Genomic DNA, 23,216 nt, shown 5'->3' with positions numbered 1-23,216 from the left:
TTATTCTATCCGAGTTGAACCCGGCGACCCGTACTGGCATGGCGAGGGGCCGCACCTTTTTATCTGCTTGAAAGCTCAACTACCTGCTACTAAGAAGGCTTTGACCCCGGCCACGGCGTTGACGATGGTTATCACCGCGTCGTTGCTGCTGGGCGCAGCGTGGGCCGCGCCAGCTGGCACAGCGGGACCGCTGCGCCTGACGAATCTGCTTACGGCGGCGCGGCGGCTAGGGTTGCCGATGCAAGGCCGGCCCAGCACCCGGGCGGCGGCTACCCCCGCCGATACGGGCCGCTACCAGCCTAGCCGCCGGCCGCGGGTGCGCACCCTGCGCGACCGGGCGGGCAGCCGCTTTTCGCCGCAGCGGCGGCGCTCGCCGCTCATCCTACCCCTACCCAAGAGCGTGCAGCTCCAGGTGACGCCCGACGATAGCCTCAAAAACTACAACGTGCGCGAAACGGTGGGCGGCCAAATTGACTACCGCGACCCCACTACTATTTCGCAGCAGGAATTGCTGCGTTTTCAGGAGCGGCAGGCTATTAATGACTACTACCGCCAAAAGGCGCAGGGCGGTGTGGTGGGTGCCACTACTACGCCCGGCACGCCGCAGGCCCAGCGCCTGATTCCAAAAATTTATCTGGGGCCGATTGCGGACCGCATTTTTGGTGGGTCATACATCGACATTCGGCCGGCGGGCTCGCTTACTATTAAGGCCGGCGCGCGCTTCAACACCAACCGCAACCCGGCCCTGACCCTGCGCCAGCAGAGCGTGGGTGACTTTTTGTTTGAGCAAAACATGAACCTGAGTTTGAGCGGCCAGGTCGGCACCAAGCTCAAGCTCACGTTTAACTACGACACCAAGGCGGCGTTCGACTTCGACAACCAGATGAAGTTCGACTACGCCGGCCAGCCTACCGACATCCTGCGCAAGCTCGACCTCGGCAACGTGAGCATGCCGCTCAACAACTCGCTGATAACGGGGGGCTCTAACTTGTTCGGCATCAAGACGCAGCTGCAATTTGGGCGGCTGGGCGTGACGGCGGTGGCCGCTACCCTGCGCGGCTCGCAAGACGAGGTGCGGGTGCAAAACGGCGCTCAGAGCCGCACATTTGAGCTCAAGGCCAGCCAGTACGAGAAGGACCGGCACTACTTTTTGGCCCAGTTTTTCCGCGACCGCTACGACCAAGCGCTGCGCGGCCTGCCCACGGTGCAGAGCGGCTTCCAGATAACGCGCCTCGAAGTATACATCACCAACGACAACCGCACCACCGACAACCTGCGCAACGTGGTGGCGCTGATGGACTTGGCCGAGCCGCGCCTCGACCGGCTGTACCGCCCGCAGTTTAATGCCAATGGCGCCAGCGCAGCCTACACGCCGCCTCAGAATAAGGCCAACCTAGAATACAACCAGCTGCTGGCCGGCAGCCGCGACAACCTGCAAGTAGAAGGCTACCTAACCAATAGCCTCGCCCTGAGCCGCACCGTGGACTACGAGCGCATTCGGGCCCGCAAGCTCGACCCGCGCGAGTACACCTTCAACGCGCAGCTCGGCTACGTGAACCTAAACACGGCCCTGCTGCCCGACCAGGTGCTGGCCGTGAGCTACTCCTACATCTACAACGGCAAGACGTACACGGTGGGCGAAACCGTGAACGAGTACGGCAGCAACGCCGACCAGAACCAGGTCATCTTCCTGAAGATGCTGAAGGCTACGAACCCGGGGGTAGGGATAGCTGACCCGGCCGTGAACCCAGCCAACCCCAACCTGCTGACGCGCAACACGCCTACCTGGGATTTGATGATGAAAAACATCTATCCCTTGAACACGTCGCAGGTGAACCGCGACAACTTCAACCTCCAGATTATTTACAAAGACGATATCACGGGGGTGGACCTGATTTCGCTGAAGGAAGGCCAGCGGGTGCAAAATATTCCGCTGATTCAGGTGCTGGGGCTAGACCGGGTGAATGCTAACAACGACCGCAACGCCGACGGCAACTTCGACTTTTTCCCCGGCGTTACCATCGACCCCGAGTTGGGTAAAATTATTTTCCCGAGCGTGCAGCCGTTTGGCTCGTACCTGAAGGCGCAATTCGACACCACGAACACCGCCGAGCTGGCGCTGGCGCAGAAATACGTTTACCAAGCGCTGTATAACCAAACGCAGAGCGACGCCCAGCAGCAGCAAACCAAAGATAAATTTTACCTGCGTGGGCGCTTCCAGGGCGTAACGACCGACGAAATCACGCTGCCCGGCATTGGGGTGGCGCAGGGCTCAGTGAAAGTGTACGCGGGTAGCACGCTGCTGACGGAGGGGGTAGACTACCAGGTGTTTTACGACCAGGCCAAGGTTAAAATTCTGAACGCGGCCTACCTCAACTCGGCCAACGAGCTGCGGGTGGACTTCGAGAAAAACGCTTTGGTGCAGGTGCAGCCCCGCAAGCTATTGGGTACGCGCCTCGACTACGCTCTTAATAAAGATATTACACTGGGCGGTACGGCCATGCACATCCTGGAAAACCAGGCGCCGGGCATCAACCGCGTGGCCATCGGCGACGAGCCCGCCAACAATACAATTTTGGGGGCCGACATCAGCCTGCGCAAAGACAGCCGGGTGCTCACCAAGCTCGTGGACCGCCTGCCGTTCCTGGCCACCAAGGAAGTTTCGACGGTAGCCTTCACCGGTGAAGTGGCCAAACTCATTGCAGGGCAGTCGCAGCTGGGCCGGGGCGAAAACGGCGTAAGCTACCTCGACGACTTTGAGAACGCACGCACGCCCTACACGCTGGGCGGGCTGGCGGCCATTCCGGCCTGGCGGCTGGCGTCCACGCCTGCCCCCATCGCGGGCAGCAACATCGACAACCTCATCAATGGCTACCGCCGTGCCAAGCTAGCCTGGTACACCGTCGACCAGACCTACTACACCGGCGGCCCCAGTGTGCCGGCCGGCATTGCGGCTAGTACGCTGAGCAACAACTACACGCGCGGCATCCCGCGCAACGAGATTTTCCCGAATAAAGACCTGGGCGCCACCGGCAATGGCTACGAGTACACCTTCGACATGGCATATTTCCCCGGCGAGCGGGGGCCGTACAACTACAACCCAGCCGTCGATACCGATGGCCGCCACTTTACGCAAGCTGCCGGCTTACCAGAAAGTAAGTTTGGCGGTATTTCGCGGGCCATCACGTTCGACACGGACTTTGACAATGCCAACGTCGAGTACTTGGAATTTTGGCTGCTCGACCCCTTCCTGCCCGGCACGAATGGCTTAGTTGATGGCCGCCAGGGCACAAATGACACCGACCCGCGCAACGCGCCTACTAACAATACCACGGGCGGCGACCTTTTCATCAACCTCGGCAACGTGAGCGAGGACGTGCTGCGCGACCAAAACCAGCACGAGTTTGAGAATGGCCTACCCGTACCCGGCGGAGCCAACAATACGACGCCCACAGTGTGGGGCAACGTCACGACCGAGCAGTTTCTGACTGATGCGTTTAATGCTACGGCCGGCGCCCGCGCCAGCCAGGATATCGGCCTCGATGGCCTGAATGACGTCGCCGAGCAAGCTAAATTCAACAGTGCCCTCCCCGACCCCTCGGGCGACAACTTCCTGCACCACCTCGACCCGACCTACGACCAGAACAACACCCAGATTCTGGGCCGCTACAAGAACTACGACAACTACGAGGGCAACTCACCCGAAAACTCGCAGCTCAGCTCCACGGCCTACCCCGATAAGGAAGACCTGAACCGCGATAACGTGGTGCAAAACACGGAGCAGTATTACGAATACCCCATTCACCTGGCGCCGGGCCAGCTGCAAGTAGGCCAGAACTACATCATCGACAAGGTAAACGCCATTCCGCCGAATGGCACCGCCGCCGATGCCGTAACGTGGTACCAGTTCCGCATTCCCATTCGCGAGTATCAGCGCATTGAAGGCAATGGCAACCAGGACTTTGGCTTTAAAAACATCCGCTTTATGCGCATGTACATGTCGAACTGGCGGCAGCCGGTGGTGCTGCGCATGGTGCAGCCGCAGTTTGTGGCCAACCAGTGGCGCCGCTACCTCAGCCGCATCGTGGACCCGAACGCGCAGCCGGGGGTAGGGATTGCGACTGATGCCGACGCCTTTAGCATTTCGACGGTGAGCGTGGAGGAAAACGGCATTTCGTCCGCGGCCCTCACCGGTGCCATTCCGTACGTGACGCCGCCCAATATCACCCGCGACGTGGAGTATGGCTCGACGGCCGTTTCGCGGCAGCAAAACGAGCAGAGCTTGCGGCTGAGCGTTACGAACCTACGCGATGGCTACGCTAAAGCGGCTTATAAAAACCTCTCGACCAACCTACTGCGCTACAAGCGTCTGCGCATGTACTTGCACGGCGACTCGCAGGACCCCAACCTGCGCGACGGCGACGTGCGGGCCTTCGTGCGCATCGGCACCGACTATAGCCAGAACTACTACGAGTACTCGCTACCGCTGACTATTACCAAAGCCGGCGCTACTGACCAGAGCCAAATTTGGCCCGAAGTCAACAACATCGACCTGACGCTCCAAGATTTTATCGACGCCAAAGCGGCCCGCAACCTGGACATCACCAACGGCGTGCCGGGCGTCAGCTACGTGCTGCCCTACACGTATAAAAAGCCGCTGCCCAATGGCGGTGTGGTCGTGATTATCGGCAACCCCGACCTCTCGCAGGTGCAGGGCTGCATGATTGGTATCCTGAACCCGGCCACTGCCCCGCTTGATGCCGGCGACAAGTCGGTGAACCTGTGGGCCGATGAGTTCCGGGTATTCGATTTCGACAACCAAGGTGGCTGGGCCGCCAACGCCCGCCTAAACGTGAAGCTGGCCGACCTGGCTAACATCACGGCTACGGGCTCCTTCATCGGGGTAGGCTTTGGGGGCTTGCAGGACAAAGCCCAGCAGCGCTCGACCGCCGACGTACTGCGCGGTGACCTGAACGCCACCGTAGCCGCCGAAAAATTCCTACCCTCCCAGTTGCACCTCAAGGTGCCGGTGCTGGTGCAGGTGGGCCGCCAAACCATTACGCCGCAGTACGACCCCCTCGACCCCGATACCAAGCTTGACCAAAGCGTGCAGAAGTTTAAGGATGCTGGCTCGGCCGCGGCCTACCGCGACTTGGTGGTGGACCGCACTACCACGCGCAGCATCTCGCTGCTGAACGTGCGCAAGGAGCGCAGCCCCACCCAAACCAAGCAGCACCCCTGGGATATTGAGAACGTGGCCGTGAGCTACGCCATTACCGAGCGCAAGCACACCGACATCAACACGGCCAGCGACTACACGCGCTCGTTTACGGCGGCCCTGGCCTACGTGTACCAAACCACGCCGCGCAACTTCACGCCGTTTGCCAACTTCAAGGCGTTGGACAATCCCTACCTCAAGATTTTCAAGGAGGTAAACTTCACGCCGCTGCCCTCGCGTTTCTCGTTCCGCACTGACCTGGACCGGCGCTACAACGAGCGGTTTTTGCAGCGTGTAACCGAGCCCGGCACCCTACCCACCACCGCTGGCATCGACGGCGTGTATTATAAATCCTTCTACATCAACCGGATTTACGACCTGAAGTGGGACCTCACCAAGGCACTCATCTTCGACTACACCGCCACCAACCGCGGCGTGATTGACGAGGGGGTAGGCCGCAGCATCGGCGACAGTCCCGACGCCCAGCTTAATCAAAAGCTGCTGCGCGACAACCTAATGCGCGGCGGCCGTACCACCAACTTCAACCAAACGGCGGCCATCACCTACCGCCTACCCCTCGATAAATTCCCGCTCACCGACTGGCTTTCGGCCGATGCGCGCTACTCGGCGCACTACTCCTGGCAGGCGGCTTCAACGGCCTTGCGGGCTACTTCTAACACCCCGCGCCTGCTAGCCGATGGCACGGTAGACCCCACCGATACTACCACGTACCGCCTCAACTTGGGCAATACGATTCAGAACAACGCCGAACTGAGCGCCAATGGCAAAATTGACTTGGTAAAGCTTTATAATAAGGTCAAGTTCTTAAATATCATCAATAACGCGCCGCCACCCGTAGTAACCCGGCGGCCAGCGCTCGACCCCAATAACCCGAACCCTACCCCCAACTTGCCGCCGCGGCCTACTGCTCCTGACACGGCACGCAAAGACCCCTTGCGCTTCGTAAAGTCTGTCCTCCGGGCCGTGATGACGGCACGCAGCATCAACTTCACTTATGCCCGCTCGAATGGCACGTTGCTACCTGGCTACTTGCCCACCACCCAGTTCTTTGGCTTGCAGCGCGGGTCGCTGGCACCGGGTGTGCCATTTATTTTGGGCCAGCAGTATTCTACCGATGAGCTCTATAACCTGGCTAACTCGCGCGGCTGGTACACCGACCAAAGCCAGTACCTAAATACGCCGCTCTCCAATATTCTGACCGAAAACCTCACGGCCCGCACCACACTGGAGCCGTTCCGGGGCTTCAATGTGCAGCTCGATTTACGGCGGCAGTTGGTGCGCAACAATGAGGCCTATTACCGCCGTGGCATTGACACGCTGACCGCTGCCTACCAGCAGCTCGGCACTCTTACCCCCTTCGCCGATGGCCGCCTCGCGCCCTTGCAGGCGCTGGGCACGGGCTCGTTCAGCGTGAGCACCATCACGATTCAGACGCTTTTTGGCGACCTGAGTGCCAACGGCGAGATGAGTAAGGCTTTCAACCGCTTTGTGCAAAACCGGCAGTACGTGCAGCAAAAGCTGCAACAGGCCAACCCATTTACGACCCTCACCGATGCCAACGGCACGACCCGCACGGTGCAGGGCCTATACAGCTACAACTCGCAGGAAGTACTTATCCAAAGCTTCCTCGATGCGTACCACGGCAAGTCGTCGGCGGGCTACGAGCCCGAGAAGTTTAATCCCTTTAAGGAATTCCCGCTGCCCAACTGGCGCCTCGATTACAACGGCTTTGCCGACTTGCCGGGTGTGCGCAACATCTTCCGCTCGTTCACACTCAACCACGCCTACTCGTCCATCTACAACCTGGGCGGCTACACCACCACCACGCAGTACCCGAGCGCGCCCGATTTCTTCAATGGCACCACGCCCGCGGCCGTTCCCTACGCCCTCAATTCGACGGGCCAGTACGTGCCGTATTATGTGATTGGGCAGATTAGCCTCATCGAAAGCCTGGCCCCGCTCATTGGCGTTAACTTCCAGACGGTGAACAGCGTGACGGGCCGCATCCAGTACAACTCGAGCCGCGCCCTGGCCCTGAACACCACCAACGCCCAGGTAACCGAACTGCACACCACCGAGCTCATTATTGGCCTGGGCTACGCGGCCACTGGCTTCAAACTGCCCTTCCGGGTGGGCGGCGAGCAGCGCACGCTCAAGAACAACCTCACGGCCCGCCTCGACATGAGCATCCGCGATAACAGCACCATTCAGCGCAGTATCATCAACTCGATTGACCCCATTCCGGCGGTGCCCGGCACCCCCACCAACCCCGCCGGCACGCCGGCCGTGGTGGGCGACCCCGGCGTGGCCAGCAGCCAGATTACCAACGGCTCGCTGCAAGTGCAGCTACGCCCCACCATCGACTACCTGCTCAACGCGCGGCTGAACTTGCAGTTCTACTTCACCCAAACCATTACCCAGCCCCGCGTGAGCAACGCCTTCCGCAATGCTACCACCGAAGGCGGCCTGCAATTGCGCTACAGCTTGCAATAAGGGGTAGGGTGCGGGAGGAAGCCCCGCCCCCTACGTACTTTTGCCTCACGCACGCATTTGCTTTCTCACTACCTCATTCCTTGCCCAATGAATCTTCCAGCTAACCTGCACTACACCAAAGACCACGAATGGATTAGCGTGGACGGCGATACGGCCACCATCGGCATCACCGACCACGCGCAGCGCGAGCTGGGCGACATTGTGTATGTGGATATTGATACCCTTGATAAAGACATTGCGCAGCACGACGTATTTGGCACGGTAGAGGCCGTGAAGACGGTTTCGGACCTGTTCAGCCCCATCAGCGGCACGGTGCTGGAAGTGAATGCCAAGCTCGCCGACGCCCCCGAAACTGTGAACTCGGACCCCTACGGCGACGGCTGGATTGTGAAAATGTCGGTGAAAGACGCCAGCGAGCTCGCCGACCTGCTCACCGCCGAAACCTACGGCGAGCTTATTGGCGCCTAATTCGACCCTTACCCCCTTGCTTTTTCTGAGCGCCATGCCTTGAACCATTATCCGTTCGGCGTGGCGCTCTTTTGTGTCCTACCCCCCTTTTTACGCTGATGACCCCACTGCCAACTCGCAAGCCGTACGCGGCCCTACCCCTGCTTTGGGTGGTGGTGATGCTGGTGCTCACCCTTACGCCGGCCCAAGAAATGCCCCGCACGCCCGAGTGGGAATTGCTGTCGTTCGACACGGCGGCGCACGCCGGGGTGTTTGCCGTGCTGGCTGCGCTGAGTTGGTTTTCGCTGCGGCGGCAGGGGCGTTGGCCCGTGTTGGCGCGCTACGCAGCGGCCCCGGTACTGCTGAGCTGCGTGCTGTTTGGCGCCCTCATCGAGGTACTGCAATACGTGATGAACGTCGGCCGCCACGCCGAATGGTCAGACCTGCTTGGCGATAGCCTGGGGGCGGCGCTGGCCCTGCTGCTTGTGAGCGGCGGCTGGCGCTGGTGGCACCGAAGCCGCTTGGCCGCGCCGCTACTTGTGCTGCTACTCTTGGGTAGCAGCCTTTTTTTTGCCCATACGGGCCGGGCGCAGGGCGTGGAGTTGGTTCGCGCCCGCCGCACCATTGAAGCACTAGCTGCCCCCAATATGCATGGGCGCGGCTACGTGCAGCAGGGTGAGCACCGCGCTGCCGCCTACCTGCGTGGCCGACTGCGCCAACTAGGCTTGCAGCCGTTGGCGCCGGATTTTACCCAGCCATTTACGTTGGATGTGAACACGTTTCCGGGTAAACTAAAACTTGAGGTCAGTGACAAGCCGCTATTCCAACCGGGCCAACCTACTTTGCAACCTGGCCGCGATTATATCGCAGCGCCTAACTCTGCTGCTACCCGTGCCACTTTTGCCAAGCCCTTACAGCTCGATTCGCTCCTTTTTTCGAACGCTGATACGGCCCAAATTTGGCTGCGTCGCGAGGTCAAATTTCACACATTGCTGCTTACCGGCAAGCAACAGGCGCGCTTGAGCACCTTGCCCATAGCACTGCAACAACACCTGGATTCTGCTTTCGCCTGGGTTACCCTCGTACCTAAGCTTACGGCCTCGCTGGCGGCCACCCAAGCCTACCAGCCTCGCCTGGAGGTTTTGGCGGCGCGCTGGCACAATGGACGCTTGGTTCACATGCGGGTCGATGCGGACCTCAAACGCGCCTACCCTACCCAAAACCTGGCAGCCATAGTGCGGGGCAGCGCGCAGCCCGATAGCTTCTTGGTAGTGTCGGCGCACTACGACCACCTCGGCATGATGGGCAAGAACGTCTATTTTCCCGGTGCCAACGACAATGCCAGCGGCGTAGCGCTGCTGCTAGAACTGGCCGCCTACTACGCCTGCCCCGAAAACCGGCCGGCCTGCTCGGTCGTGTTTCTGCTATTTGGGGCCGAAGAAGCGGGGCTGGTGGGCTCCACCTACTTTGTGCAACACCCGCTGGTACCGCTTTCCAACATAAAGTTCTTGGTCAACCTCGACCTACTCGGCACTGGCGAGGAAGGCGCTACTGTTGTCAACGGCCGGCTACTGCCGACCGCCTTTCAGCGCCTCACCGCTCTCAACGACGCCCACCGTTACCTACCCCGCCTCACGGCGCGGGGCGCGGCCGCCAACTCCGACCACTATCCTTTCTCGCAGGTGGGTGTGCCAGCTTTTTTCTTGTACACCCGCGGCGGCAGTTTGGCCTATCACGATATCAATGACCGGCCGGCGGCGTTGTCGCTGGCCGGTTTTGCGGGGGCTTATGGATTGGTGCGCGATTTTCTGAATGCCTCGGGGGCGCGGCCGTAGCCTTGCTGCTTTTCCCTACCCCCTGGCCCAATAAAAAGCCCCGACCGATAACCGGCCGGGGCTCACCCTTCACTAGTAATACGACTTAGCTAATAATTAATCTCCTACATCAAACACTGGGATAGATAAAATAGCTTAACATAGCATAATATAACATAAAATAATTTCTTATAACTATAAATAGCACTTACTTAACGCGTAATTATAAAAGTCACTAGGATAGTTATAGTAGCACCTTACCCGTTAGCTTTCAGCGAATTCAGAATCTTTTTAGCCAACGGCTCCCACTCCGGCTTCTGGCGGTCGGCGCAGTTGAAGGTGCAGATGAGCAGCTTACCCTGCACGTCGGTGAAGAACACCAGCGTGTAGACTTCGTGACCCATTTCGGGCTTCATATATTCCAAAAATCCTACTTTGCGGCCGCCTACTTCTTTCACGCCTTCGCCAAACCAGGTGGTCTTTTGATATTGCTTGTGGTAGGTTTTGGCAAACGTGGTTTCGTATACCGGTATCATGTCTTGGTCAGCCTCGTTGTCCGAGTAGTTGAAGGACAAGCTCACCAAGTTGTTATTGGTGAATACGACGCTGGGGCGGCTGCTGGCGTGGGCGTACGTAAAGTCCATCTGCTGCTCAGTCATTACCTCGAAGCCTTTGGGAATCAGCACTTCGACGCGCTCGCTTAGCACCCGCTTCTTTATCAACTCTATTTCGGAAGCAGGACGAGCTGCCATCAGCATGCTCGTACAAGAAGTAAGAACAAGGAGTACAAGTGCTTTCATGATATAAGGTTTAATAAATGGATGATTAATCGCTACTACCTCGTTTGTGGAATCTAAGTTACACATAAAATGCAAGTTGAGTTCTTTTGTGAATCATGCGCCAAAGTAGGCTGATACCAACTAAGCTACATACAGTAGACTATGTATAACTTGCTGCAAAACAAGTTTTTGACTAGTTAATTTTAAAGAAAAGGCTATTGTTTAAATTAGGTAAACCCAACATTAAACAAGCTTAATTTTCTTTAAAAATTATAACTTAAAACCAGAAAGGTGCAGAGCTTTTTTTGCCTCACTTACGTCACCACTGAAAAAGCGGGCCGGTTATAAGATGTTGTTGAGCTGTTCCTTTATTTTCTCCAGCTCTTCCTTCATGCCTACCACCAAGTGTTGCACAGTAGCGTCGTTGGCCTTCGAACCGATGGTATTGATTTCGCGGCCGATTTCTTGGGCCAGGAAGCCCAGCTTTTTACCTACGGCCTCATCTGGCTGCTGGATTGCTAACTCGAAATAATTCAAGTGGGCGGCTAAGCGCACCTTTTCTTCGGCGATGTCCAGCTTCTCGATGTAATACAGTACTTCCTGTTCGAAGCGGGTAGCGTTGAACTGCTCGTGTTGAGTAAGCTCGGCGAGGTGGGTCGCTAGGCGCTGCCGCACATGCAGGATGCGCTGCGGGTCGTGCAGCTCGATGGCGGCGAGCTGCTGCCGGATGGTTGCGATATAGCCTAGTATCTCCTGCTCAAGGGTTTGGCCTTCGTCGTGGCGAAACTGCTGCATGGCGGCCAGGGCTTCGATAAGCAGCGGCTGCAACTCGGCCCAGGTGGGCTCGTCGGCGGCTGGCTCGGCCTGGGCGGCCTCGAAGGCCGTAGGAATAACGCCGGGTAGGCGCAGGGCGGCGAGCAGGGTTTCTTCGCTAGCCACCACGCCCAAGCTTTGGGCCACGGCTTGCAGCTCGTGGAAAGCGGCTACCAGCACCTCTCGGTTGAGGACGGGGGCCGTGGTAGCAGCCGCCGTGGCGGGCCGGGTGAAATCGAAGTTAAAATTGACCTTGCCGCGCAGCAGGGCTTTGGTGATTTGCTGGCGAATTTCTAGTTCGTGAGGTTGTAGAAAACGCGGTAGGCGCAGCGTTAGGTCGAGGGTTTTGGAATTGAGCGAGCGCAGCTCTGCGGTAGCGGTGTAGCGTTCGGTTTCGCGGTGGGCCTGGCCAAAGCCGGTCATGGATAACAACATACTAGAAAGCGGAAGGCCGGGCGATTAGAGTGAGACAAAGGAATGCAGGTACGAGCGGCGGGCGGAGCTTCTTAGCCCAGCACGTGTGGCTACTCGTTGAACCCCAGGTTTTACCCTGTGTAAAGCGGGGCAGTTGTACCGGCCGGCTGCCAGTGCAACTGTTGCTGTAAGCAGTGGGGGTAGGGATTTGTTGGGGTAGTGCTCGCCCATTGGCTACCCAATTGCCGTGCGCAAAGCAGCGCATCCTTGCGCGGTGCGCGGTGAGAATCAACTTATAAGCAGGCCTAACGGCGGCAATATTGCCGCCGACGCTGGGCCAAAAAAGCTGGGGTAGCCCCTACCCCACCACACCTGCGCAAGGCAGACAAGTTACCTCAGTGTTATGCAGCAGGCTTATTATCAACAATTTGATAAACACTCGCTGCATTTATGCGGCGAGTACTTGGGGGAACTTTGCGTTCGCATTGGCCTAACCCCCTTTTTATGCGCACTCTTACTTTAGGCCAGCCCGCATTGCGGCTGGTTGCGTTATTCTTCCTGTTGCTGCTGGCCCGTATAGGGTCGGCGCAGGTCACCACTTCCGCGATAAGCGGCAAGGTGGTTTCTGATAAAAACGAAGAGCTGATTGGCGTGACGGTGGTCGCTACCAACCTGCCCACTGGCACCAAGCGCGGCACGGGCACCGAGCCCGACGGCCGCTTCAGCATCCCGAACCTGGCCCCCGGCGGGCCTTACGAGGTAACCGTAACCTACGTAGGCTTTAAGCCCCAAACGGTCAGCAATGTATTCCTGACGCTGGGCAACACGACCCGCCTCAACTTTACGCTGGCGGCGGAGGCCCAGGCGCTAAACGAAGTAGTGATAACTGGCAATACCCAAGCTACCAAAACCGGCGCCGGCACCAACGTGGGCCGCGAGGCTTTGCAACAGCTGCCTACCATCACGCGCAGCATCCAGGACTTTACGCGCCTCGACCCGCGCAACTCGAACAACTCGTTTGCGGGCACGTCGTTCCGCTACAACAACATCACCCTCGATGGCGCCGTGAACAACGACGCCATTGGTTTTTCGCCCTCGCTGGGTGGCACCAGCGGCACCAGCGGCCTCCCCGGCTCGTCGGCCCGCGCCAACCCGATTTCGCTCGACGCCATTCAGGAGATTCAGGCGCAGGTAGCGCCATTTGATGTGACGCTGGGCAACTTCACCGGGGGCTCGATTAACGCCGTGACGCGCTCGGGCACTAACGACTTTCACGGCTCGGTGTACGGCTTTGGCCGCACCCAAGGCATTACGGGCAAAAGCATCGACGGCACCGAATCTAAAATCGGCACCAGCTACCACGACTACCAGACGGGCTTCCGCCTGGGCGGGCCAATTGTGCAGAACAAGCTGTTTTTCTTCGTAAACGCCGAGCTGGCTCGCCGCCAAGAGCCGCAGTTTTACGGCGCGGGCACGCTGGGCTCGCCGGTGTCTACGGACCTGGCCCAGCTCATTGCCCAGAAGCTGCAAACCACCTACGGCTACGATGTGGGTGCCTACGGCGACTATAACATTCACGCCAATAGCGACAAATTGTTTGGCCGCATCGACTTCAACCTCGACGACAAAACCAGCATTGCCCTCCGCCACAACTACGTGAAGTCGGACGCCACCAACCTGGAGCGCTCTAGCAGCTTGTTTAAGTTTGGCTCGCAAGACTTCAACCAGAACAACCTGCAAAACTCGACAGTGCTGGAAGTGAAGTCGAACTTCACCAACAAGCTGGCCAACAACCTGATTCTGGGCTACACCAACATCCACGACTACCGCTCGCTGCTGGGCGGCCAGAGCAGCCTGTTTCCGGCGGTGCAGATTAACAACGTGGGCCCCGCGGCCGGCAACCCTGCTAGCCCCACCACCTACTACGCCGGCTCGAACCAGATATTGCTGGGCTCGGACCGCGAGGCGAGCATCTTCAATACCCGCACCAAGACGTTCGAGATTACTGACAACGTAACCTACTTTGCCGGCAACCACACCCTGACCTTGGGCACGCACAACGAGCTGTATAAGATTGACTACGGCTTTATTAACTCCTGGAACGGCCGCATTGAGTACAACAACGTGGCGCAGTTCTTGGCCGACCAGCCGAACCGCATCCGGGGTACTTCTAACATCAGCGACAACAGCTACGACTACAACTACAATAATCCGTCGGCCTCGTTCAATATCAACCTCTACTCGGCGTACTTGCAGGACCAATGGTCGATAGGCGACCGCCTGAAAATCACGCCCGGTATTCGCTTCGACCTCACGTCCCTACCCACCGCGCCGGTGCTGAACTCGGCCCTGGTGAACAACCCGCAGAACGACGCCCGCACCCTAAACCAGACTTATCAGCACGTGGCCTGGTCGGGCTTCAACAACGAGCTGTTTGGCAAGGTGCAATTCTCGCCGCGCCTGGGCTTCAACTGGGATGTGCTCGGCGACCAGCGCGTGGTGGTACGCGGCGGCTCGGGCTTGTTTACGGGTCGCATCCCGTTTGCCTGGCTGGGCTACGCCTTCTACAACAACGGCGTGAATTACAGTTCGGTGGATTATAACAACATCCAGCCCAGCGCTGGCTCTACTACGGGGCCCCAGATTTTACTGAGCCAGACCCCGAACCAGATTTACCAAAATGCGGCTCAGAAACTGCCTAACGTAGTGCAGAACACGACCGAGGTTAACCTCATCGACCCCAACTTCAAGATGCCCCAGGTGTGGCGCTCGTCGCTGGCCTTCGACTTTAAGCTGCCCAGCGGCTTCCGGGCTTCGGTAGAGGGCTTGTACACGAAAGTGATTCAGGATGTGCAGTTTGAGAATATCAACCTGACCGACAACGTAACGTACTTCACTCAAGGCCCAACCCAGACGCCGCGCTACTCGGCCCCAACGGGCGGCAACGCCAAGGTGAACACGGCTTTCTCGAACGCCTTCTTGCTGACCAACACCAACCAGGGCTACCGCTACCAGCTCACGGGCTCGCTGGGCAAGGGCTTCGGCAACTTCCTCGACCTAACGGCTGCCTACACCTACGGCCAGAGCAAGGACATCAGCAACGGTATCCGCAACTCGTTTCAGAGCAACTGGGAGCTGAACCCGGCCCAGAACGTGAACAACCCCGGCCTGGCGTATTCCAACTTTGACCTGCGCCACCGGGTAGTAGCCTCGATTAACTTCCACAAGAACTTCGCTCAGCGCTTCACAGGCTACTTCACCTCGGTGCTGACCTACGCCAGCGGCTCGCCCTACACCTGGGTGTATAACAACAACTTCTTCGGCAACGGCCAGCAGGCGGTATCGCAGGCCTACATTCCGGCCAATGCCGCCGACATCACGCTGGTATCGCGCGGTGCTTCGCCCGTCACCACGGCCAACCCCAACGGCTACGGCCTCGATGCCAGCGGCACCCAGTACGCCGCCCTCAGCAGCTTCGTTGATGGCGACAGCTACCTCAAAAACCGCCGCGGCCAGTATGCCGAGCGCAACGCCGCCCGCACCCCTTGGAACAACCAGGCCGACGTGCGCTTCATGATTGAGGCCAAGCTCGGCAACCTCACCCCCAACGAGGCGGGGGTAGTGAGCGGCGGCCACGCCATCCAGATTTCGTTCGACATCCAGAACGTGGGCAACTTCCTCAACAACAAGTGGGGCCGCCAGTACTTCGTGCCCAACACCTTCAACTCGACGCTGGGCACCGGCCTCTCGCAGGTGGCCTTTGCCGACGCGGCGGGCAACATCTCGTCCACGTACAGCGCTACCCAATTCAACCGGCCGGCCTTCACCTTCAGCTCGCCGGCTACCTATTCTATCGACCAGCTGGCCTCGCGCTGGCAGGGGCAGTTGGGCGTGCGCTACCTGTTTTAGTAGGTAGCAACCCGTTGCTTGTAGAAAGCCTACCCCACCTGGGGTAGGCTTTTTTGTGAGGTAGGGTGGCCGCGCCGGGCGTTACTTTGCCTGGCCAATCGCTCCCTACCCCCTTGAAAATCCTGCATCTACCCAAGTGGTACCCGCACCGCTACGACGACCAGGACGGCGACTTTGTGGCGCGGCACGTGGCGGCCATTGCGGCGCACGGGGGGGTAGGCGGCGGGCCGGTGCAGTCGGCCGTGGTGTTTGCCACCGTGGCGCGCGGGCCGCTGCCCACGCTCATCGAGGCCGAGGTTGACCTGAGCGGGCCGGTACCTACCTGGCGTTACTACTACCGCGCCCGGCCCACCGGCCTACCCCCCCTCGACAAGCTGCTGAAGCTGGGCTTGTGGCTGGTGTGCCAGCAGCGCGGGCGGCGCGCCGTGCGCCAGCACTGGGGCGGCGCGCCGCCCAGCCTAGTGCATGCCCACGTGCTGGTGCGGCCCGCCGTGGTGGCGTGGTGGCTGCGCCGGCGCCACGGCACGCCCTACGTGCTCACCGAGCACCAAACCGCCCTGTTGCCTGCCAATGCGGGGCGGCTAAGCTGGTGGCGGCGGGCACTCGTGGGCTACTTGGTGCGGCAAGCCGCCGCCAGCACGCCGGTATCGGCTGACCTGCGGCGGGCGCTGGCGGCGCTGGGCGGCACCAACCCGCACACCACCGTAGTACCGAACGTGGTCGATACCGAGCTTTTTTACCCCTCCCCTACCCCCCTGGCGCGGCGCGGGCTGCTGCACGTGGCCGCCTTCAACGAGCAGGCCAAAAACCTGAGCGGTTTGCTGCGCACTGTGGCTCGGCTGCGCCGGGCGCAGCCGCCGCTACCGGGCTTGCATCTGCGCATTGCCGGCTACGGGCCAGCCGAGGCAGCGATGCGCCAACTGGCCACCGAACTAGGGCTGCTGGCCGATGGCACGGTGGAATTTTTGGGCAAGTTGGCGCCGGCCCAAGTGGCAGCCGAAATGCGCCAAGCCACCGCCTTTGTGCTGTTTTCTACCTATGAAAACCTGCCTTGCGTGCTCATCGAGGCGCAGGCGAGCGGGCTGCCGGCCGTGGCTACCCGCGTGGGCGGCGTGCCCGAGCTGCTCCCTACCCCCGACCTCGGCCTGCTGGTGCCCCCGGCCGATGAGGCGGCGCTGGGCGCGGCTATTGCGGCGGTGCTCACGGCCCCGGCGGGGCGTTTTGCGGTGGGCCAGCTGCGGGCACGAGCGGTAGCTTTGTTCAGCTACCCGGCGGTGGGGCGGGCCTTCGGCGCGGTCTATGCCCGTATTTTGGGGCAATGAAAGTTCTCCGCTCGCTCCTTGAGTTTGCCGTGGCGCTGGTGGTAGCGCTGGGGCTGGCGCGCTGGGTGCTCAGTTTTTTTAGTAAGAAAACCACCGTTTACCGCCCTACCCCCACTCGCCAGGCGGCGCTGCTGGCGTGGCCGCTGCTGGCGGTGGGCGCCGGCCTGGCCGCCGCCGGACCGGGCATCGTGGCGCCCACTAGTGCCGAGCGCTGGCTAGGCTGGGGCTTGCTGGGGGCGGTGCTGGCGCTGGCCGCCCCGGCGCTGGTGTTGCACTTGCGCTACTACACCCTCAACGCGGCCACTACCCTATTTTTTGACCCGCTCGAAGGCCGCCTGCAAGTGGCCCTCGACGAGGTGCTGGCCTACGACCCCGCCCGCCAAGGCTGGCCGGGCCCCGCGCCCGTCGAGTGGCACCGCTGCCGCTGGCCCGGCGTGTTTTGGCGGCGCTACGAGTACTTGCGCCTCCCCTTGCCGCAGGGCGACATCATCCTCACCTCGCTGGTGCTGGCCGATATGGCGCCGCTGGTGCGCTACCTACGCTACTTCGGCGTGGCGGTGGTGGAGCGCCGCCGCGGCTGGGCGTGGGCTTAGTTAATGGTTGATTTTTTAAGGGTTGATATCATCCTGCTTAATCGAGCGACATTAACCCTTGCCCCTTGACTCATTAACCATTAATTAAACCTGCCCGACCTTTGCCGCATGGCTGATACTTCTGTTGCTACTGCCCCGCTGCTGCATTTTCTGGACCAAGGCGACCCGACGGCGCGGCCGCTCGTCATTTTGCACGGGCTTTTTGGGACGCTCGATAACTGGCAAACGCTGGCCCGCCGCTGGGCCGACGAGGCCGGCTTGCGCGTGATAAGTGTGGATTTGCGTAACCACGGGCGCTCGTTTCACTCGCCCGCCCACAGCTACGCCCTCATGGCGCAGGATGTGCTGGCCTTGTTCGACCACTTGGCCCTCGACCCTACCCGCCTCACCCTCATGGGCCACAGCATGGGCGGCAAAGTGAGCATGCAGCTCGCCCTCACGCACCCCGCGCGCTTGGCCCAGCTCATTGTGGTTGATATCGCACCGCGTTTTTCTAACATGGAGCACCAGGACGATATTGTGGCCGGCCTGCAAGCCGTGGACCTTACCACCATTCAGAACCGCCAGCAGGCCGAAGCGGCGCTGGCCCAGCACATTCCGCAGCTGGGCGTGCGGCAGTTTTTGCTCAAAAACCTGTATCGCCGCGAGGATAACTCCTTCGCCTGGCGCATCAATTTGCCGGTGCTGACCGCCAACCTGGCCTTGGTGGGCGAGAAAATAGGAGCGGCCCAGCCGTTTCATAAGCCCACGCTGTTTATCCGGGGCGGCAAATCGGACTACATCACCGCCGACGATAAGCTGCACGGCATTCCGGCCTTGTTTCCCAACTCGCAGGTAGCCACCGTGCCCGACGCCGGCCACTGGGTACACGCCGAAAAGCCCGACGAGATTTTTGGGCTGGTGCAAAACTTCGTGGGCCAGCTCTGATGCTAGCGGCGGCTGGGGCCTTTCTGGCTGCCTGGGGCCGCACACTGCCGGGACGGTGGCGCGGCCTAGTCGTGCCCTACCTGCGGGCGCTGGCCGTTTTTATGGTCGGCTACGCGGGGGCCACGGCGCTTTTCCAGCCTTGGGCGCTGGGCAGGTGGTGGCAAATTGGGGCGTCGGCCGCGGGCGGGCTGGCCGCGTGCTGGTGGCTGTGGCGGCCCTGGGCCCTGCTAGCCACCAATTCGCGGGGCGAGTCTCGGCGGGTGCCCCTCTTATTCTGCTGGATAGTATTGGCGCTAGCGGGCTGGGCCACCCGCGACTACCTGCGCTACCGCTTGGGCGAGATGCGCAACCTGCGCGGCGCGCAGGAGCTAGCCCAGCCTGGCAATGCCATATTTTTTCGGCTGCGCGGGCCTTTTTACATCGACCAGCCGCACCTAGGGCGCTACGCCGCTCTGCACGCCAACCGGCAAAAGGGGGGTAGGGTAGACTACTTTGCCACCTGCGACTACGCCTGTCCGCTCTTGGTGGCCGCGGCCGATACCAGCGTTTTTCGCCTGACGCCCCCCGGCTGGCTCAGCTACTCTTACCGAGCCGACCTGGGCACCGACCTGCCACCCGGCGAGCGCAGCTGGCGCTACCAAAACTTCGTGGCGCGCACCAATGCCCGGTTCGACTCCCTGCACCTGGCCGATTTCGCGTACTTGCTGCGGGTCGAAAACGCGTCTCCCGGCCAGTACCGAGCCGTGCGCGCTAGCCACTTGGCCCCGTATTATGGCTCGCCGCTGCTGCTGGCGCCCGTGCGCGCTTCCTTTGCCCTGCGTGGCGGCCGCACGCTGCACCGCGGGCTGTGGGCGCTGGGGGCGGGTAGCGCGTTCGTTATTTTTTTACTGCTGATTATGCCTTTACGCCCAGCCGCGGAAGCGGGCTACTAGCCAGCCTTTTCTTGCTCATTCCTAAGTAGTTATTCCTTGCTTTACCTTATTCCTACCCCCCTAGCCGACGGCACCGCGCCGCACGTGCTGCCGCCGCAGGTGGTGGCGGCCGTGGCCCGGCTGCCTTACTTTCTGGTCGAAAACCTGCGCACAGCCCGCCGCTTTGTGAAGGAGGTAGCGCCGCACCGCGTCATCGAAGAAATTCGGTTTGTGCTCATTGATAAAGACAGCACGCCGGCCCAGGTGAAGGCCGCGCTGGAGCCGCTGCTGAAGGAAAAAATCGAGGCCGGCGTGCTTTCCGAGGCGGGCTGCCCCGGCATTGCCGACCCCGGCGCGGCCTTGGCTCAGGAGGCCCACCGACTGGGGCTGCCGGTGCAGCCGCTGGTGGGGCCGTCATCGATTTTGCTGGCGCTCATGGGCTCGGGGCTCAATGGGCAGCGGTTTGCGTTTCACGGGTATTTGCCCATCGAGAAAGCGGCCCGCATCGCAGCCATTAAGGCCTTGGAGAAGGAAAGCACGCAGCGCGACCAATCGCAGCTGTGCATTGAAACGCCCTACCGCAACGACCAATTGCTGGCCGACTTGCTGCTGCACTTGGCGCCCGCCACCCGCCTCTGCGTGGCCGCCGACCTTACCGCCCCCACTGAATACCTACGCACCCTAACCGTGGCCGACTGGCGCCGCCAGCCCGAGCTGCCCAAGCTGCACAAGCGCCCCGCCGTGTTTGCCTGGGGCAAGTAAGCGTAGGGACTCGTTGCTAACCAGCCGCTTCCCTACCCCCTACTCCCGGCGTTAGCTGCACGCTGAATACCGTGCGCCCACTGCTTTCGGTGGCGAGCCGAAAGGCAAAGCCGTGGGCCAGCAAAATATCGCGCACCAGCACCAACCCAATACCTTGCCCGCCGGGTTTGGTACTGAAAAACGGCGTGAATAGCCGCTGGCTCACCTCGGGGCTCAACGGCGGGCCGTCGTTCTCGATGGTGAGGGTAGGCGGCTGGGCCGCGGTGCGCACCCACACGTTGCCCCCGGCCGGGCCAAGGGCTTCGAGGGCGTTTTTGGCGATATTGAGCAGGGCCTGGGCCAGCTGCTGCGAGTCGGCGAGTACTACCAGGGGCTCCTCGTGGGCCAGTTGCCAGTGCCAGGCCACGCCCTGGGCGGCGCTTTGCGGGGCCAGCAGGCGGCCAAGGTCGCGTAGCAAGGCGTGCACATCGGTGGGGTGCGGGGCGGGCGGGGGTAGGCGTACCAGCCGGGCATAGCTGCCAATAAACTCGGCCAGCTGGGTATTGCGGGCGATGCTCACGGCCAGGGCCTGGGTAAAATCATCTTGGTCGGCGGCGACCAACTGCGAGGCGTAGTGCCGGAAACTGTCCAGTAGCGAATTCACGGCCCCAATGGAGTTATTTACCTCGTGCGACATCAGCCGGATGAGCTGCTCGTAGGCCTGTTTTTCGCGCTGGCGCAGCTCCTGGGTCAGCTCCTCCAGCACCACAAAGCGCCGCTGAAAACCCCGGTCGAGGAAGTGCGCGGCAGCGGCGCGGTAAGTTTGGCCGCTGGGTAGGCGCACAGTTTGGGGCTGGCTGGCAGCCAGCGTAGCCAGCATGGGGCCCCACGGCGGGGGTAGGGCCGCCACTGCCTGGCCTACCAGGCGGGGCTCGGCTGGTGCGCCCAGCGCGCGCACCGCCGCGGCGTTGGCACTGGCAATGTGGCCGTCGAAGTCCAGAATGAGAATGCCGGCCGGCGAGGCGCGCACCAACCGCTCAAGCAGCACGCTTTGCTCGTGCTGGCTCACGCGCTCTTGGCGCAGGGCGTCGAGCATCTGGTTATAAACGCCGATGAGGTGGTCGAGCTCGGGCTGGCCCACGGGCGTAAATTTCAAGCTAAAGTCTTGGGCCTGGAGCGCGGCCGTGCCCGCCTCAATAAGCTGCACCGGCCGCACAAACCCCAGGTAGAGCTGCCCGGCCAGCACCAGGCTGCCCAGCAGCACCACTTCGCAGGCAATAAAAAGCGGCGCATTGGTGGTGCGCACCTGCGCCGCCAGCGTCAGCAGCACGGCGTAGAGCGGCAAAAGAAAGAGCAGAAGCTTGAGGCGAAGGGACATGGGTGCAAGTACGTTCTGGCGGCCCGCCCTACCCCTCGCTGTACGGAATCCCAAACTTGTCCAGGCGTCGGTACAGCGCGCCGCGGCTGAGGCCCAGCGCCCGGGCCACCTTGCTGAGGTTGCCCTGGTAGTGGGCCACGCTCTGGCGAATCATCTGCTCTTCGAGGGCTTCGAGGGTGATGGTGCCGGGCGCGGGCAGCGCGGCGCTTGCGGGCGGGGGCACCACGACACCAAACTCGCGGGCCTGAAAATCGGCGGGCTCCAGTTCGTCGTGGGGGGTAGTGAGCACGGCGCGCTCCACCAAGTTTTTAAGTTCGCGGATGTTGCCGGGCAGGGCCTGCTCTTGCAGCCAGTGGGCGGCGGCGGGGCCCAGGCGCAGGCCGGGCCGTTGGTACGTGCGTTGCAGCTGCGCCACAAAGTGGCGGGCCAGCAGCGGAATATCCTGGGCGCGCTCGCGCAAGGCGGGTAGGCGCAGCGTGATGAGGTTGAGGCGGTAGAACAGGTCTTCGCGGAAGCGGCCTTGGGCCACTAGCTCAGCCAGGTTTTTATTGGTAGCGGCCACCACCCGAATATCGAGCCGGCGGGGCTTGCTGTCGCCGAGCACCTCGTAGGTACGGTCTTGCAGCACGCGCAGCAGCTTTACCTGGCTGGCTAGCTCCAGCTCGCCAATTTCATCCAGGAAAATGGTGCCGCCGTTGGCTAGCTCGAAGCGGCCCACCCGGTCGGCGCGCGCGTCAGTAAAAGCCCCGCGGCGGTGGCCAAACATCTCGCTCTCAAACAACGAAGACGAGATGCCGCCCAAGTTCACCTTCACAAACGGCTGGTGGCGGCGCGGGCTATTGTGGTGCAGCGCCTCGGCAATAAGCTCCTTGCCGGTGCCGCTGTCGCCTTCTATCAGCACCGAGGCATCGGTGGCGGCTACCTGGCCCACTTGCCGCAGCACGGCCAGCAGGCGGGCATCTTCGCCCACAATATTGCCCAGGGCAAACTGCTGGTCGAGGGCTCGGCGGCCGGCCGGGGGGGTAGGGCCGGCGGGTGTTTGCAGCTGCAAAATGGTGGCGATGGTTTGGAGCAGCGCCTCGTTTTGCCAGGGCTTGGTGACGAACTCGGCCGCGCCAGCCTTCATGCCCGCCACTGCCAGCGCAATGCTACCCCACCCCGTGAGCAGCACCACCGGCACTTGCGGCGCCAGCGCCTTGAGCTGCGCCAGCAGGGCCAGGCCATCGGCGCCGGTAGTGGCGGCCGAAAAATTCATGTCGAGCAGCACGAGCTGGGGCACGGCTTCGCGCACCACGGCCAGGGCTTCGGCCGGGCCGGCCACCGCCCGCGTAGCGTAGCCGGCTTGCTTGAGCAGCAGCTGCAACGACACGCGCACGGCCAAGTCATCATCGACTACCAGGACCACGGATTCACGGGTATTTTAGCGGATATCACAG

Annotated in this window: 13 protein-coding genes; 9 read left to right on the top strand and 4 right to left on the bottom strand. The window is 61.2% G+C overall.

Annotated features, from left to right (window positions below):
- Window positions 1-67: 67 nt before the first annotated feature.
- From sov to GO988_RS22780, 3 genes are all read left to right on the top strand, one after another.
- Entirely contained in the window at window positions 68-7,732 is a 7,665-nt protein-coding gene (gene sov / locus GO988_RS22790) for a T9SS outer membrane translocon Sov/SprA (RefSeq protein WP_232341678.1), read from the top strand.
- Between the two features lie 87 nt (window positions 7,733-7,819).
- On the top strand, window positions 7,820-8,200 hold the full coding sequence (gene gcvH / locus GO988_RS22785) for a glycine cleavage system protein GcvH (protein ID WP_157569939.1): 381 nt from the start codon (window positions 7,820-7,822) through the stop codon (window positions 8,198-8,200).
- Window positions 8,201-8,298: 98 nt separating this feature from the next.
- Complete coding sequence (locus GO988_RS22780; RefSeq protein ID WP_157569936.1) at window positions 8,299-10,014, top strand: VanZ family protein; 1,716 nt, start codon at window positions 8,299-8,301, stop codon at window positions 10,012-10,014.
- Between the two features lie 236 nt (window positions 10,015-10,250).
- On the opposite strand, the gene GO988_RS22775 is transcribed toward GO988_RS22780, so the two are convergent.
- Window positions 10,251-10,793: a hypothetical protein gene (locus GO988_RS22775; protein ID WP_157569934.1), complete on the bottom strand. Its 543-nt coding sequence runs from the start codon at window positions 10,791-10,793 to the stop codon at window positions 10,251-10,253.
- Window positions 10,794-11,114: 321 nt separating this feature from the next.
- Window positions 11,115-12,020: a YicC/YloC family endoribonuclease gene (locus GO988_RS22770; RefSeq protein ID WP_157569931.1), complete on the bottom strand. Its 906-nt coding sequence runs from the start codon at window positions 12,018-12,020 to the stop codon at window positions 11,115-11,117.
- A 483-nt stretch (window positions 12,021-12,503) separates the two neighbouring features.
- Here GO988_RS22770 and GO988_RS22765 point away from each other — a divergent pair, with 483 nt between their 5' ends.
- From GO988_RS22765 to GO988_RS22740, 6 genes are all read left to right on the top strand, one after another.
- Window positions 12,504-15,908, top strand: a complete 3,405-nt coding sequence (locus GO988_RS22765) for a TonB-dependent receptor (RefSeq protein ID WP_157569929.1) — start codon at window positions 12,504-12,506, stop codon at window positions 15,906-15,908.
- Window positions 15,909-16,021: 113 nt separating this feature from the next.
- Window positions 16,022-17,230: a glycosyltransferase gene (locus GO988_RS22760; protein ID WP_198173013.1), complete on the top strand. Its 1,209-nt coding sequence runs from the start codon at window positions 16,022-16,024 to the stop codon at window positions 17,228-17,230.
- A complete protein-coding gene (locus GO988_RS22755; protein ID WP_157569925.1) occupies window positions 17,227-17,823 on the top strand; it encodes a hypothetical protein in 597 nt (198 codons plus the stop codon). The genes GO988_RS22760 and GO988_RS22755 overlap by 4 nt, the downstream gene beginning before the upstream one ends.
- A gap of 108 nt (window positions 17,824-17,931) precedes the next feature.
- A complete protein-coding gene (locus GO988_RS22750; protein WP_157569923.1) occupies window positions 17,932-18,750 on the top strand; it encodes an alpha/beta fold hydrolase in 819 nt (272 codons plus the stop codon).
- Window positions 18,750-19,682 carry a hypothetical protein gene (locus GO988_RS22745; protein ID WP_157569921.1) on the top strand — a complete coding sequence of 311 codons (933 nt, stop codon included), beginning with the start codon at window positions 18,750-18,752 and terminating at the stop codon, window positions 19,680-19,682. Before GO988_RS22750 ends, GO988_RS22745 begins: the two co-directional genes overlap by 1 nt.
- A gap of 36 nt (window positions 19,683-19,718) precedes the next feature.
- Entirely contained in the window at window positions 19,719-20,423 is a 705-nt protein-coding gene (locus GO988_RS22740) for an SAM-dependent methyltransferase (RefSeq protein ID WP_157569918.1), read from the top strand.
- A gap of 16 nt (window positions 20,424-20,439) precedes the next feature.
- Here GO988_RS22740 and GO988_RS22735 read toward each other — a convergent pair whose 3' ends face one another.
- Together GO988_RS22735 and GO988_RS22730 are read right to left on the bottom strand one after the other, a co-directional pair.
- Window positions 20,440-21,780: a sensor histidine kinase gene (locus GO988_RS22735; RefSeq protein ID WP_157569916.1), complete on the bottom strand. Its 1,341-nt coding sequence runs from the start codon at window positions 21,778-21,780 to the stop codon at window positions 20,440-20,442.
- Window positions 21,781-21,808: 28 nt separating this feature from the next.
- Window positions 21,809-23,185: a sigma-54-dependent transcriptional regulator gene (locus tag GO988_RS22730; RefSeq protein WP_317164959.1), complete on the bottom strand. Its 1,377-nt coding sequence runs from the start codon at window positions 23,183-23,185 to the stop codon at window positions 21,809-21,811.
- Window positions 23,186-23,216 lie beyond the last annotated feature (31 nt).

This window comes from Hymenobacter ginkgonis, from assembly GCF_009755225.1.
Lineage (GTDB): Bacteria > Bacteroidota > Bacteroidia > Cytophagales > Hymenobacteraceae > Hymenobacter > Hymenobacter ginkgonis.
Note: the sequence above shows the minus strand (reverse complement) of the source record. Positions and strands in the feature narration are given on the sequence as shown.